The organism is Streptacidiphilus jiangxiensis (assembly GCF_900109465.1).
Lineage (GTDB): Bacteria > Actinomycetota > Actinomycetes > Streptomycetales > Streptomycetaceae > Streptacidiphilus > Streptacidiphilus jiangxiensis.
This window is the reverse complement of sequence record NZ_FOAZ01000015.1, coordinates 202,989-217,159: the sequence shown is the minus strand read 5'-3', so window position 1 is coordinate 217,159 and position 14,171 is coordinate 202,989. Positions and strand designations below refer to the sequence as shown.

Here is a 14,171-nt window from a genome sequence, read left to right as displayed (position 1 = left end):
GCTCGCACCCTGGCCTGCCTACGCCCCCCGCAGCGCGACGCCGGGGCCGGCCGCAGCGCGACCGGCCCCGGCGCGTGGGGCACTACTCGGCCGGCACCGGCTCCGCCTCGTGCGCGGCGACCGCGGCGGCCGCCTCGTGGGCGCGTCCCAGCACCAGCCAGGCCGCACCGGCCAACGTCCCGCCGATCAGCGGGAAGACGATGAAGACCCACAGCTGGCTCAGCGCCCAGCCGCCCTGGAAGACCGCCGTGGCGAGCGACCGGGCCGGGTTGACCGACGTGTTGCTGACCGGGATGGTCACCAGGTGCACCAGCGCCAGCCCGGCGCCGGCGATCAGGCCGCCCATCGCCACCGGGAAGCCCCGACGCGTCGTGCCCAGCACGACCAGGGCGAACACCGCCGTCGCGACCACCTCGGCGAGCATGACCGAGCCGAGATTGTAGTGGTCGGGCGAGTGGACCCCGTAGCCGTTGGAGGCGAAGCCCGCCTCACTGACCGAGACGATGGTCTTCTGGCCGTCCACGCCGACCGCGGTGAAGCCGGGCATGCCCTGGCCCACCGCCCAGATCAGCAGCGCGCCGAAGAGGCCGCCGACGACCTGGCCGCCGAGATAGGACGGGAGCAGACGTGCGTCGGTCTTCTTGACCACGACCATCGCCGCGGTGATCGCGGGGTTGATGTGGCAACCGGAGATCGGACCGATCAGGTACGCGGCTGCCGCCAGACTGAGCCCGAAGGCGAGCGCCACGCCGAAGACGCCCGCTTTGTCGCCGTCAAGGACGGCCGTGCCGACGCCGCCGACGATCAGGATCGCCGTACCGACGGCTTCGGCGAGGAAGATCCGTGATGCGCTTCCCATGGGTAGCACCTCCCTGTGTCCGCAGGACGGAGAAGAGTGGAGGTGGGACGGGCCGCCCCCGGCGGCGCACCCACACCGTCCGACCGTAGGACCGTTCGTGTGTACACGGCTTTTCGGATGCCTCCAGTCGGGTGATCTTCTCGGCGCGTCGCGAACCGCACCGCCGCCCGGTGTTTGAACGCCCCGGACAGCGCACCCGTACGGCGCCTACGATCACTGGTGGAGGTGGAGATGGATCTCAACGCCGATCTCGGCGAGGGCTTCGGACGGTGGGTGCTCACCGACGACGAGGCCCTGCTCTCCGTCGTCACCAGTGCGAACGTCGCCTGCGGCTTCCACGCGGGCGACCCCGCCACGATGCGCCAGGTCTGTGAGGGTGCGGTCGCGCGCGGGGTGCGCATCGGCGCGCAGGTCTCCTACCGCGACCTGGCCGGCTTCGGACGGCGCGCCATGGACGTGCCACGGGCCGAGCTCGCCGACGAACTCACCTACCAGATCGGTGCGCTGGAGGTCTTCGCGCGCGCCGCCGGTGCCGGTGTCGCGTACGTGAAGCCGCACGGCGCGCTGTACAACCGTGCCGTCCACGACGAGCAGCAGGCGGCCGCCGTCGTGGACGCCGTCGGGGCGTTCGCCCGCGCGTACGGGCGTGAACTGCCGATCCTCGGGTTGCCGGGGTCGGCCCTGCTCCGCCTGGCGGCCGACGCCGGGCTGCCCACGGTGACCGAGGCTTTCGCGGACCGCGCCTACACGCCCGCCGGAACGCTCGTCCCGCGCACCGAGCCGGGTGCCGTGCTGCACGACCCGGAGGCCGTGGTGGCGCAGGCCCTCGCCGTCGCGGTGGCGGGCGAGGCCGCGACCGCGGACGGGGGCCGCGTCTCGGTCGCCGCCACGTCGCTGTGCCTGCACGGTGACACGCCCGGCGCGGCGGCCCTCGCCTCCCGGGTGCGCACGGCACTGGAGGCGGCCGGGGTGAGGATCGAGGCCTTCGCTTGAGTCGCGCCACCGACTCCGCCGGGCACGCCGGTGTCCGACCCGAGCGCGCCGGCGTCCACCCTGGGCGCCCCGCGGTTCGGCCGATGGGTCCGCGGGCCCTGCTGGCCGAGGTCACCACCGACGACCAGGTCTCGGCGCTGCTCGCGGATCTCGTGCTGCGGCAGCAGGCGGGGGCGCTAGGCGCCGACGTCGAGTTGGTGCCGGCGGCCCGGACGGTCCTGGTCGACGGCCTCGCCGACGCGCGCGAACGAACCTCGCTGGCCGCCTGGCTGGCGGCCTGGGAGCCGCACGCCGGCGACACCGGCACGGGCCCGCTGCTGGAGGTGCCCACCGTCTACGACGGCGAGGACCTCCCCGAGGTCGCCGCGCTGTGGGGCCTGAGCCCCGCGGACGCCGCGCGACGCCACGCGGCCTGCGAGTTCCGGGTGGCCTTCTGCGGTTTCTCCCCCGGTTTCGCCTACCTCACCGGCCTGCCTGCGGACCTCGCGGTCCCGCGCCGCGCCACCCCGCGCACCCGCGTCCCGGCGGGCTCCGTCGCCGTCGCCGGCGCCTACACGGGCGTCTACCCGAGCCCGTCCCCCGGCGGCTGGCAGCTGATCGGGCACACCACCCTGCGGCTGTGGGACGAGCAGCGCACGCCTGCGGCACTGCTGACACCCGGCACCCGGGTGCGGTTCGTGCCGGTCACGGAGGGGGCGACCGGGCGATGACGGAGCATCAGGGCGGGTCGGCGTCCGGGTCGGCGTCCGGGTCGGTGGCGTCCGGGTCGGTGGCGCCCGTCCCGGGCCGGTGGTTCGTCGTGGTCCGGCCGGGCCCGCTGACGACGATCCAGGACACGGGGCGCCGCGGGGTGGCCGCCCTGGGCGTGCCGCGCGCCGGAGCGCTCGACGGCCCCGCCTTCCGCTGGGCGAACACCCTGGTCGGCAACCGGGACGGCGACGCGGGCGGCCACGCGGGCGTCGTCGCCGCTCAAGCTGCGGGCGGCCGTACGGGCGACAGCCCGGACACCGCCGCAGGCAGTCACCCCGGCAGCGGCGCGGGCGGCAGCTTGGGCGACAGCCCGGACACCGCCGCAGGCGGTCACCCCGGCAGCGGCGCGGGCGGCCGTGCGGGTGGCGGACGGACCGGAATCGCTCCCGGCGCAGCGGTGCTGGAGGCGACCTTCGGCGGCCTCGCCCTCCGCCTGGTCGGCGGCGCCGCCTGGATCGCGGTGACCGGCGCGCCGACGCCGGTCCACGTCGACGGGCGGGCCGTGGCCTTCTCCGCGCCGGTCCGGGTGCGCGAGGGCGCCCTGGTCGAGATCGGCCGGCCCGTCGCCGGAGTGCGCTGCTACCTCGCGGTGGACGGCGGCTTCGCCGTGCCGCGCGTGCTCGGCAGCCGCTCGACGGACCTGCTCGCGGGCCTCGGGCCGGACCAGCTCCACGCCGGGACCCGACTGCCGCTGGGCCCGCCCCGGAGGCTGGACTCCCTCGGCCAGGGGGCCGACGGCAGCCCGCTCGCGGCACCGCCACGGGAGCTGCTGCTGAGGCTCACTCCCGGCCCACGTCGCGACTGGTTCGAGCCCGAGTCACTGGCCGCGCTCGCTCGGACCCCGTACCGCGTCTCACCGGCGAGCAACCGCATCGGCCTGCGGCTCACCGACGGGCCCCCGTTGCGGCGCCTGGCGGGTCTCGGCGAGTTGCCGAGCGAGGGCATGGTGCTGGGCGCGGTTCAGGTGCCACCGGACGGGATGCCGGTGGTGTTCCTCGCCGACCACCCGACGACCGGAGGCTATCCCGTCGTCGGCGTGGTGCCGGAAGCCGATCTGGCCGCGGCTGCGCAGGCGGCGCCCGGCACCCCGGTCCGGCTGCTGCCGACGGCGCGCCTGGAGCCCTGACGAGGGCCGCCGACCTGGGCCGACCCGGTCGGCCTCGAGCTGCCCCGAGCCGGCCTGCACCGGCGTTTCGCTGCGTCGGCTCGGTGGGGTTCCGGCCGCGGTTCCCTGGCTCCTCCCGGATTCGGGCGCACGCGCCGGACCACGCGCTCCCTCGTTCGTGTATTCGATCGCGTTCGACGGGACAGTGGGCACGGCGGAGGTCCAGACTGCTGGCAGAGCCACCCGTTGGCCATCCGCCCGTCCCACGGCTCGGCACGAGCCGGCTGGAGGTGTTCCGCCATGACTGAGACGCTGCTCGCGGTCGGTACGGCCAAGGGCCTGTTCCTCGCCCGGAGCCGGGACCGCCGTTCCTGGTCCTGGACGGGGCCGCACTTCGTGATGCAGGGCGTCTACTCGGTCGCGGTCGACCGTCGGGGTGCGGCGCCGCGCATCCTCGTCGGCGCGGATTCCAGCCACTGGGGTCCGTCGGTCTTCACCTCGGACGACCTTGGCGAGAGCTGGCAGGAGCCGGCCGCCCCGGCCGTGAGGTTCCCCGAGGGCACGGACGCCTCACTGGTCCGGGTCTGGCAGTTGCAGCCGGCCGGGCCCGACGAGCCGGGCGTGGTCTATGCGGGCACGGAGCCCGCCGCGCTGTTCCGCTCGGAGGACGGCGGCGCCTCGTTCACCTTCAACGAGAGCCTGTGGCGCCACCCCCAGCGCGAACAGTGGCAGGCCGGGTTCGGCGGCCAGGGCCTGCACACCATCGTGCTCGACCCGCGCGATCCCCGGGCCGTCACCATCGCCGTCTCGACAGGCGGGGTCTACCGTTCCCTCGACGCCGGCGCCACCTGGGAGCCGTCCAACACGGGCATCGAGGCCCGCTTCATGCCGGAGGAGGAGCGGTATCCGGCCTTCGGCCAGTGCGTCCACAAGGTCTCCCAGGACGCGGTCGACCCGTCGCGGCTCTACCTGCAGAACCACGGCGGCGTCTACCGCAGCGACGACGCCGGCGCCGTGTGGAAGCGCATCGACTCCGGCCTCCCGGCCGATTTCGGCTTCCCCGTCGCGACCCACCCGCACCGGGCGGACACGGCCTACGTCTTCCCGCTCGTCGCCGACTACGAGCGGCTCGCCCCGGAGCACCGCTGCCGCGTCTACCGGACGGAGGACGCGGGCGAGACGTGGCAGCCGCTGGAGAAGGGCCTGCCCGACCGCGACCACTACGGCGTAGTCCTGCGCGACGCGCTGACCACGGACGACAACCAACCGGCCGGGATCTACTTCGGTAACAAGAACGGCGAGTTGTACGGCAGCGCCGACGAGGGCGAGTCCTGGTCGCTGCTGAACGAGCACCTGCCGACGGTGCTCTGCGTCCGGGCGGTCAAGCTGGACTGACCGGGGCCGGTCGCACCACGTTCCACCCGCTCCGGGCGGCAGCTTCGGGGCAGCTTTGGGGCAGCAGGGCCGAACTCGGCAGGGCGCGCAGGGCGGCGGCGGTCTGCTCGGCGGCCTCGCGGTCGAGCTGCTCGGCACGGTTCTCCCGGCGCTCGGCGGCAGCGAGCCGGAGCAGGTCCGGCAGCAGGTCGGTGCAGCGGTCCAGGACCCAGCGGGTGCCCTTGGTCGCCATCCACCACACCTGCGCCGAGCGGGTCGGCGCGACCCCGTCGGTCCGGTCGTCCGGCGCCTCGCCCAACGCTATGCCGCGCGCGCTGAGTTCACGGTGGAAGGCCCGGGCGAGGGCCCGGTGCCCGCGCTCGCTCGGGTGCAGCCGGTCCACGCTCCACATCGCGGGCTCGTAGAGCCAGGGTTCCTCCGCCGCGTGAACGTGCACGGCGTCGTAGCGCTCGGAGAGCGCGTGGACGACGGTGTTGACGCTGCGCATCCGCCGCCCGAGCGGGCGGGCCAGGGCCTCGGGCAGCCCCAGCATCCGTCCGGGGTCGGGCAGGCAGGCGGTCAGCAGCACCGTCCCGTCCTCGACGAGGCTGCCGAGGGTGGTGTCGAGGTGGCGTGCCACGGCGTGGATGTCGTACGTGGCCCGCAGGGTGTCGTTGCCGCCGACGATCACCGCCGCGACATGGGGTCGCCGCTGCCGTGCCTGCGGCAGCTGACGCAACAGCACGTCCGCTGTCTGGGCGCCGCTGGTCGCGTGGTTGGTGAAGGCCACGCCGTCGGGGTCCGGGGTGAGGCCGGCCGCGAGCAGCGCCGCCCAGCCGCGCCACCCTCCCGCGACGGGATCGCCGAGTCCCTCGGTCAGGGAGTCACCGAGCGCGGACAGACGCATCGAGGTCATCGGACGGCTCCCTTCGAGCGGAGGATGTGGTGGAACCCACCGAGCGGCTGCTCGGCGAGCGGATCGACGGCGGCGTCGGCCCGCCCGTCGGCCGACTCGTCGGCCGCATGCTCGGGAGCGTCCGCGCCGAGGCGGGCGCCGCGCTCTGCTGGGATCGAGCCGTCTTCGGCGGGACGGACGGGCCAACCCGGGCGGTGCGGCTCCGCCGCCTCGTCTGCCCGCCCGGCCATGTCCTCGGCCGCATCCCCGACCGCGTCCCCGGCCGGGGCGCTTCCCGGGGCGCTTGCCGGGGCGCCCGCCGGGCGGGGCGCCGGCTCGGCCTCGTGGGCCGCGAGGAAGGCGGAGACCGAGGCGTCCCAGCCGTAACGCTCGGCGCGGGCGCGGGCGGTGGCGCGGCGTTGCGCCTCCGGGCGCCCCAGCAGCCGCTGGACCGCGTCGGCGAAGGCCACCCCGTCGTCGGCGGCCGCGAGGCCCGCGTCACCGAGGATCGGGGGCAGTGCGGAGGAGGCCGACGCCACCACGGGCGTACCGCAGGCCAGCGCCTCCAGTGCGGCGAGGCCGAAGGTCTCCACCGGTCCCGGGGCGAGAGCCACGTCGGCGGAGGCGAGGACGGCGGAGAGGCGGGCCGGATCGGCGATGTGGCCGAAGAACCGCACCGGCAGTCCTTCTCGTTCGGCCCGGACGGCGAGGCGGGCGCGCAGCGGCCCGTCCCCGGCGATCGCGAGGACGACGGACACGCCCCGGCGCCGGAGCTCGGCCAGGGCGTCGAGGGCCCGCTCGGGCCGCTTCTCCGGGGAGAGCCGGGAACAGAGCACGAGCAGGACCTGCCCCGGCCCCGCCAGCTCGGCGCGGAGCGCCGCGTCTCGCGCGCAGGGGTGACGCAGGGTCAGGTCGACGCCGAGCGGCGCCAGGCGCAGGTCGGCGGTGTCGAGGCGGCGGAACTCCCGGGCGGCCCACTCGGTGGTGCAGATGATCCGGGTGTAGTCGCGCGCGGTGCGGGCGTTGAGGACGTCCGCCACGCGGCGCGCTGCGGGGCCGGGCAGCCCCCAGACGCGCAGCACCCCGTCCAGGCTCTCGTGGGAGACCATCGCGGCGGGCACGCCGTGCTCCCGGGCCCAGCGGCCGGTCCAGCGGAGCGTCGTGCGGTCGGAGACCTCCAGCCGGTCGGGCCGCAGCGCCTCCAGGGTCGCGGCGACCCGGGCCCGGTCGAGCAGGACGCGGTAGCCGCCCATGCCGGGGACGAGCGGGCCGGGCACGGTGACCACCCGGCCCTGCTCGGTCTCCTCGTCGGCAGCCTCGGGACCGGGCACGACCAGCACCGGCCGGTGCCCGGCGGCGAGGTACCCCTCCCCCAGGCGGCGCAGCGCGGTGCGCAGGCCGCCCGAGGTCGGGGTGACGAAGTTGGCGACGCGCACGATCCGCAGTGCCATGTCGGTCGCCCCTACGCCGCGGCAGCCGCGTCGGCGGCAGCAGCGGCAGCAGCGGCAGCGGACACGCCCGGCTCCGCGGGCACCGCCGTGACCGGCAGCGCGCCGGCGTGGGGCCGGGTCTCCGTCCCGACGCGCCCGCGCTGCGCGATGACCTTGCGGTAGTGCTCGATCAACTCGTCGCCGACCGACTCCCAGGTCCGCGATTCCACCTCGGCCCGTCCGGCGGCGCCGTAGCGGGCCCGCAGGGGCGCGTCGGCCGCGAGCCCGGCGACCGCCCGGGCCAGGGCGGCGCCGTCCCGCGCCGGCACGAGCAGGCCGGTGCGGTGGTGCCCGATGAGGTCCAGCGGGCCACCGAGGGCCGGCCCGACCACGGCGACGCCGCTGGCCATGGCCTCCTGGATGGTCTGGCAGAAGGTCTCCATCGGCCCCGTGTGCGCGAACACGTCCAACGAGGCGTAGAGCGCGGCGAGTTCGTCCCCGGTGCGGCGTCCCAGGAAGAGCGCTCCGGGCAGCGCCTGGCGCAGCGAGTGCTCGGACGGGCCGTCGCCGATCACGACGACCCTGACGCCGGGCAGCGCCACCGTCTCCGCGAGCAGGTCGACCCGCTTCTCCGGCGCGAGCCGCCCGACGTAGCCGACGAGCACCTCCCCGCCGGGGGCGAGCTCACGGCGCAGCGCCTCGCTGCGGTGGCGCGGGTGGAACCGCGCCGAGTCGACCCCGCGCCGCCACAGGTGCACCCGGGGGATGCCGTGTGCGGTGAGGTCCTGCAGTGCGGGCGTGGACGGCGCCAGGGTGCGGTCGGCGGCGCAGTGCACCGTCCGCAGGCGCCGCCAGGCGGCGGCCTCCCCGAGCGCGCTGCCGGCGCGGTAGGCGCGGGCGTATCCGGCGATGTCGGTCTGATAGACGGCGACGCTGGGCAGGCCGAGCCGCTCGGCGGCGGCCATGCCGCGCGACCCGAGCAGGAACGGCGAGGCCAGGTGGACCACGTCGGGCCGGTGGCCGGCGATGAGCTGCTCGAGCCTGCGGCTCGGCAGCGCGATCCGCACCTGCGGATAGCCGGGCAGCGGCATGGCGGACACCCGCACCACGGGGCACGGATCGGCAGCCCCGACCGGCACGGCGGGTGCGGGGGCGATGACCAGGGGCTCGTGCCCACGGCGTACCAGATGCTCGGCGGTACGCAGGACGGAGTGGGCGACCCCGTTGACGTCTGGCGGGAACGACTCGGTGACGAGGGCGACACGCATGCCAGCGTTATTCCGAGCCACGGCGTGCGGCGAGGCACGTCGATCTGACCGAACGGCGAACGGCGCACGAATCCTCGTCGAGGCGGCCCCCGTCGCCCCTCAGGGCCCCGGACCACGCCTTTCTCGCAGCGCGCCGTTCTCAGAACATTCCGTTCGCGTTCCTTGCCCCGCCCGGCACCGACTGCATCATCACGCCCCGCTGCCCCGCTCCGTGGCGTCCCCGTCGCGGGCGAGCGCGAGCTGCTGGACGGTGGCGGGCAGCAGGCGGTGCTCCACCTCCAGCACCCGGGCGGCGAGGGTGTCCGGGGTGTCGTCGGGGAGGACCGGGACCTCGGCCTGGGCGAGGACGCGGCCCTCGTCGTAGTGGTCGGTCAGGAGATGGACCGAGGCGCCGGAGACCAGGTCCCCGTCGGCGAGGACCGCCTCGTGGACGTGGCGGCCGTACATGCCCGGGCCTCCGTGGCGCGGCAGCAGCGCGGGGTGGACGTTGACGAGCGCTCCCTCGTAGGCGGCGAGGACGGCCGGACCGATCTTGCGCATGTACCCCGCGGTGACGACCAGGGCCACGTCGTGCTCACGGAGCAGCGCCAGCATCGCCTGGTCGAGCGCGTCCGGGTCCGGGTGGGTCCGGCCGGAGAGGTGCGCGTGCGCGATGCCCTGCTCGACCGCGTGCGCGAGGGCGCCGGAGGCGCTGTTGTTGCTGATGACGAGCGCCACGGCGTAGGCACTGCCCGGCTGTCGGGCGGCTGCGGTGAGCGCACGGAGGTTGGACCCGTTGTGGGACGCGAGCACGGCGACATTGATCGACATGCCCTGATCATCCCAGCCCTCGGCCGCCCCCCGCTCCCGCCGACGCCCGGCTCTCCCGCAGGCGCTCGGACCTCCCACGGACCCCGGCTCTCCCGCCGACGCCCAGATCTCCCACAGGCGCTCGGACCTCACGCCGACGCTCGGCTCTCCCCCGACGGCGCTCAGCCCTCGCGCAGACCCCGGCTCTCACGCCGACGCTCAGGTCGCCCCCCACGGGCGCTCTGCCCTGCTGCGGACCCGGCCCGCACGCCGACGCCTGGCTCTCCCGCAGGCGCTCGGACCTCCCACGGACCCCGGCCCTCCCCCCGACGCCCAGCTCTCCCCCGACGGCGCCGGCCCTCCGGCGGGCCGCTCAGCCGGCGTTCAGCCGGCGCTGAGGCGACCGCGGACGGCGGCGTGGACCTCGGCCTCCTCGCCCGGGTCCGCCGCCAGGCGCCGCAGGCGGTCCAGGACGCGGACATTGCCACTGGTGCGGACGGACCGCGCCGCGAGCTCGCGGGTGGCCTCCTCGCAGTCCCAGAGGCATTCGACCGCCGCGCCCGTGGCGAAGTACGGGTCGATGACGGCGAGGCCGCGCGCCGCGCCCAGGCGCAGCTGTGAGCAGACCGTCTCGGCGTAGATGTGGCGCAGGACGGAGACCGCCTGTCCGGCCTGGAGACGGCCGGCGCCCTCGACGAGGGCGAAAAGCGCTTCGCCGTCCGGGCCCGAGCGGGAGACCTCGCGGTGCAGCGCGGCCACGACGAGAGGGGCGTCCTCGGGGCCGCCGGCGCAGGCCAGCAGCCGTGCGGCCGCCTCGGGGAGCCGGCCGCCGTCGATCCGGGAGGCCCAGGAACGGGCGTGCACCAGGATGCTCTCGCTGCGCATCCGGCCCAGGGTGTCGACGGCGAAGTCGGCGACGGTCTCGGACAGGTCGTCCGCGGCGAGCTCCATCAGACCCGGTACCTCCGGGTCGTCCACCTCGGCCAGGTAACGCAGCGCCGCGCAGCGTCCGCCCGGCAGGCCGGACCGCGCGGCGAGGCGCAGCACCGGGAGGTCCGCCGGGGTCGCGACGGCGCCGAGCAGGCGGGCCGCGGCAGCGCCGCGGCGCAACGCCGCGCGCCCCTCCGGGCGCTCCGCGAGCGCGCCGGCGGCACCGGACCCCGACTCGGGCTCCGTCTCGGCGTCGGCCCAGGCCAGTACGGCTTCGGTGCTCCACTCCGGCGTCTCGGGGCGGGACATCTGCCGTTGCCAGAGGTCGAAGGGGGCCCGCTCGGTCGCCGCGGCGACGCGCGGGTGGTCGGCCGCCCACAGGTGCCACGGGCGCGGCTCGTAGGCGTCGCGGACGGCGGCGCGGAGCTCGGCGTCGCCCTCGGGGCCGAGGGGGAAGCGTGCGAGCACGGCGTCGGCGAGGCCGCGCAGGCCCTCGTCGTTGTCGCGGACGGCGAGCTCGTCCAGGGCCCACGCCCAGTTGCAACCCTCGGCGGCGTACCGGCGCAGCAGGAGCAGCGCGTCACGCCGGCCGTAGCCGACGAGGCGGCCGAGGACGGCCAGGGTGAGTCCGGTGCGGCTCTCGCGGGTGTCGAGGTCGTCCCACGCGTCGAAGAGGTGCGCCTCCAACCCCTGCAACGGCGCCTCGAGTTCCATGAAGAGGCGTGCGTAGTAGAGGGAGCGGTTCTCGACCTGCCAGTCGCGGCGGGGGTCTTGGGTGACGCACTCCTCCAGGGCGGCGAGCGCGTCGGAACGCTCGGCCGCCAGAGCGTGCAGGGTGCCGTCCCCTCGGCCCCGCTGGAGCAGGCCGAGGAGGGAGGCGCTGGGCGCTATCGCGGGCTCGAACATGAGGTCAGCATCCGTTGCGGCGGTCCTGGTGGCAATGGAATTTCGGTGCGCGCGGCTGTTGACCTGGTGGGTCGGCCCCGGCACAGGGGGTCGGTTCGGGTCCGCGACGGTGGCCGCGGGGGGATTGTGGCACCGGGCGACGGTCCCCGCCAGCCGGAAGCACGGAATGCTACCGTCCGCAGCCCCGACCGCGCACCAGCGCCTTCGTTGGCCGGTTCTCCGCGCCACCCCCGTGACCTGCGTCGCGACCCGTCACGCCACCCCCGAGAGGGGCGTCGTTGGCATATGCCGGAAGCAAAATCATGCCAATCTTCGCTGAAAGGGCTCCACGGTCGCCACGCTCTGTGCGACAGTCGTAACGTTCAAGAACGCCTCCGGCCACAGCGGGACGCCATGCACCCCCACGTTCCCCCTCCCTCCCTCACGCAGCAGGTCTCCGCGCTGCGCGAACGGCTGGACTCGGAGTTCGGCACCGGCCACGACCGCGCGGAACGCGCCCTGGTGGCCCACGCCCACTCCCACCTGGCCGAGCTGGAACGCCTCACCGGCGCGCTCGGCGGCCCCGCGCCGAGCCTCGCGGACACCACCCTCCTGGGTGATGCCGAATGGGACCTCGTGCACGACGAGGTCGCGTGGTCCGCCGAGATGTTCCGCATCTTCGCGCGGGCACCGCAGGACGGCCCGCTCACCCTGGACCAGCTCCCGGGTGCACTGCACCCCGAGGACCGTCACGCGGTCGCGCGGCTGCTGACCGAGGCCCTGGTGGACGGACGGCCGATCGACGCCGAGTTCCGCCTGCAGCTCGACGACGGCACCGTGCGCCCGGTCCACTGCGTGGGCGCACCCCAGCTGGCCGAGGACGGCGGCGTCCACGCCGTCTGGCTCGCCCTCCGCGCGCGCTGACCCCCGGCCGCCGTCCGCGGCGGCCCTGTGCCGGCCCGGTCCCGCCTGTTCCGGTCCGGTCCCGCCTGTTCCCCGCTGCGAGGCTGGTAGGACACCGGCCCCGAGCCGGCTCAGATGATCTGCGGGCGGGGCTGGCGCGGCATCGCCTTACTGATCTGCGCCCGCAGGTGCGCCACCTCGGGCATCCGCGTGTACGGGGCCGTCAGCCGGTACATCTGCCGCAGCCGGTGCCAGGTCCGGTGCGAGGACATCTCCCCCGTCGAGCTGAGCGCCAGCTGCGCGTAACGATGGGCCTCGTCGGGCTTGTTGGCCAGGTAGCAGGCCGAGGCCATGGAGATGTGGTCGAAGAGCTTGGAGCGCTCGTGGCCGCCCTCGCGCAGTTGCAGGGCCAGCAATGCGTGGCGCTGAGCCAGGGCCGCCGCGTTCGGGTCGTGGTCGGCGAGGGTGCGGTAGGTGAGCGCCTCCATGCCGTGCAGGTCCGCCAGGTCGAAGAACTGCAGCCAGCTGGGACCGGCCTCGCCCGTGTCCTGGGCGAACAGGTCCTCGGCCTCGCCCAGCGTGCGCCGGGTGGCCTGGCTGTGGCCGAGGGAGGCGTGCGCCCAGGCCTCGACCGTGCGCAGCATGGCGCGGGTGCGCGGCAGCGCCTCCTCACCGGCGCCCGCGTCGGCCACCCGCATCAGGTCCAGTGCGTCCCCGGCCCGGCCCAGGTGCACCATCTGGCGCGCGGCGCGCGCCAGGGCCTCGCTGGCGCGCGGACGGTCGTCGGCCTCCCGCGCCGAGTGCACGGCCATCACGAAGTACCTCTGCGCCGTGGGCTCCAGGCCCACGTCGTGGGACATCCACCCGGCCAGCACGGACAGGTTCGCGGCGACACTCCACAGCCGCCGGCGCAGGTGGTCCGGGTGGTCGTAGGTGAGCATGCTGCCCACCTCGTTCAACTGGCCGACCACCGCCTTGCGTTGCAGGCCACCGCCGCGCGAGGCGTCCCAGCGGCGGAAGACGTCGACCGACTCCTCCAGGGCGACGACCTCGTCCTCGCCCACCGGGCCGGCCTCGTAGTAGTCGAGGGCCGGCAGTGCGTGCGGGTTGCGCACGATGGTGGCCGAGCCCTCCGTCGGCGGCAGCGCGGCCGGGGACCGCATCCAGTCGTACAGGGGGTTGGCGATGACGGCGCCCGCAGCGAGGGCGGTACTCGCTCCCATCAGTCCGCGTCGATTCAGCATCAGGTCCATTCCCGTGAACTCGGTGAGGACCGCGGCTGTCTGACCTGGTGCCGGTCTGGACGCGTCGGACTCGCGACGGTGCGAGCCGTGCCCGGATGGCCGTTCCCGGTGGAAGCCGAGGTCCTCTGGCGTGACTACTCGGCCGAGCTGCTCGCTGAACAGCGCCGCGAGAATGCGCGGGACGGGGTCGCGGGGGATCTCCCCGCGCTCCATCCAACGGCGCACCCGCGAGGTGTCGGTGGACAGCTGCTGCTGTCCGGCCTGCGCACCGCGGCGGTTGACCAGCCGCGCCAACTCCCCCTTGGACCAACCGGTCAGGGCGAATAGGTCGGCGAGCTGGTTGTTCGGTCCTCTGTTCACGTCGTGCCCCCAGGTTCTCGGCACTTCGACACTAACCACCCGTCATGTGCCAGGCGAGCATTCGCCAGGGTTCGCCAGGCCTCGCCAACTGTCTCGCTTCGGGCCGCCGGGTGTGTTGTATGAATGCGCCACCCCGACCTGGGCGATCGCCCGGCCGAGCGTCAGGGAGACGGGTGTGGCGCAAGGGGTGGCGCGCCGTCGCCACGCGCCAGGGTTCGCCCGGGAGACGCAACTCCCCAGGGTGCGCCGACCGGGCTCCGGCCCGCGCGGCACCGGCGCGCCACCCCGACCAGGCAGCCGTCCGCCGGCCCGACCCCGGCCGGCGGACGGAAGCACCGGACGCACCGGACGGAAGCACCGGTCAGACGAAGGGATCAGGACTCACC

11 protein-coding genes and 1 pseudogene are annotated in these 14,171 nt (G+C 75.2%); 5 read left to right on the top strand and 7 right to left on the bottom strand.

What is annotated here, in order from left to right; genetic code table 11:
* Positions 1 to 82: 82 nt before the first annotated feature.
* On the bottom strand, positions 83 to 859 hold the full coding sequence (locus BMY61_RS27015; RefSeq protein ID WP_042450440.1) for an aquaporin: 777 nt from the start codon (positions 857 to 859) through the stop codon (positions 83 to 85).
* Between the two features lie 231 nt (positions 860 to 1,090).
* Here BMY61_RS27015 and BMY61_RS27010 point away from each other — a divergent pair, with 231 nt between their 5' ends.
* The 4 genes from BMY61_RS27010 to BMY61_RS26995 all read left to right on the top strand — a co-directional run bounded on the left by BMY61_RS27010 (position 1,091) and on the right by BMY61_RS26995 (position 5,102).
* Positions 1,091 to 1,852 carry a LamB/YcsF family protein gene (locus BMY61_RS27010; protein ID WP_082015175.1) on the top strand — a complete coding sequence of 254 codons (762 nt, stop codon included), beginning with the start codon at positions 1,091 to 1,093 and terminating at the stop codon, positions 1,850 to 1,852.
* Between the two features lie 83 nt (positions 1,853 to 1,935).
* Positions 1,936 to 2,562, top strand: coding sequence for a 5-oxoprolinase subunit B family protein (locus BMY61_RS27005; RefSeq protein WP_042450449.1), 627 nt, complete (start codon positions 1,936 to 1,938; stop codon positions 2,560 to 2,562).
* On the top strand, positions 2,559 to 3,728 hold the full coding sequence (locus tag BMY61_RS27000) for a 5-oxoprolinase subunit C family protein (RefSeq protein ID WP_082015160.1): 1,170 nt from the start codon (positions 2,559 to 2,561) through the stop codon (positions 3,726 to 3,728). The genes BMY61_RS27005 and BMY61_RS27000 overlap by 4 nt, the downstream gene beginning before the upstream one ends.
* A gap of 279 nt (positions 3,729 to 4,007) precedes the next feature.
* Entirely contained in the window at positions 4,008 to 5,102 is a 1,095-nt protein-coding gene (locus BMY61_RS26995; protein WP_042450451.1) for a WD40/YVTN/BNR-like repeat-containing protein, read from the top strand.
* Here the strand turns inward: BMY61_RS26995 and BMY61_RS26990 are convergent.
* The 5 genes and pseudogenes from BMY61_RS26990 to BMY61_RS26970 all read right to left on the bottom strand — a co-directional run bounded on the left by BMY61_RS26990 (position 5,089) and on the right by BMY61_RS26970 (position 11,299).
* Positions 5,089 to 5,997 carry an SGNH/GDSL hydrolase family protein gene (locus tag BMY61_RS26990; protein WP_042450452.1) on the bottom strand — a complete coding sequence of 303 codons (909 nt, stop codon included), beginning with the start codon at positions 5,995 to 5,997 and terminating at the stop codon, positions 5,089 to 5,091. The two genes, BMY61_RS26995 and BMY61_RS26990, sit on opposite strands and share 14 nt — an antisense overlap.
* Positions 5,998 to 6,290: 293 nt before the next feature.
* Positions 6,291 to 7,427: pseudogene (locus BMY61_RS26985) on the bottom strand (glycosyltransferase); the annotation flags it as partial.
* An 11-nt stretch (positions 7,428 to 7,438) separates the two neighbouring features.
* A complete protein-coding gene (locus tag BMY61_RS26980; protein ID WP_082015161.1) occupies positions 7,439 to 8,674 on the bottom strand; it encodes a glycosyltransferase family 4 protein in 1,236 nt (411 codons plus the stop codon).
* A gap of 189 nt (positions 8,675 to 8,863) precedes the next feature.
* Positions 8,864 to 9,484 (bottom strand): phosphoribosylglycinamide formyltransferase, encoded by a 621-nt coding sequence (gene purN / locus BMY61_RS26975; protein WP_082015162.1) that lies wholly within the window; start codon positions 9,482 to 9,484, stop codon positions 8,864 to 8,866.
* 363 nt (positions 9,485 to 9,847) lie between these two features.
* Positions 9,848 to 11,299, bottom strand: coding sequence for a hypothetical protein (locus tag BMY61_RS26970; RefSeq protein WP_042450453.1), 1,452 nt, complete (start codon positions 11,297 to 11,299; stop codon positions 9,848 to 9,850).
* Between the two features lie 393 nt (positions 11,300 to 11,692).
* On the opposite strand from BMY61_RS26970, the gene BMY61_RS26965 reads away from it, so the two are divergent.
* Positions 11,693 to 12,202, top strand: coding sequence for a PAS domain-containing protein (locus tag BMY61_RS26965; protein ID WP_052438879.1), 510 nt, complete (start codon positions 11,693 to 11,695; stop codon positions 12,200 to 12,202).
* A gap of 110 nt (positions 12,203 to 12,312) precedes the next feature.
* On the opposite strand, the gene BMY61_RS26960 is transcribed toward BMY61_RS26965, so the two are convergent.
* On the bottom strand, positions 12,313 to 13,785 hold the full coding sequence (locus BMY61_RS26960; protein WP_042450455.1) for a DNA-binding protein NsdB: 1,473 nt from the start codon (positions 13,783 to 13,785) through the stop codon (positions 12,313 to 12,315).
* Positions 13,786 to 14,171 lie beyond the last annotated feature (386 nt).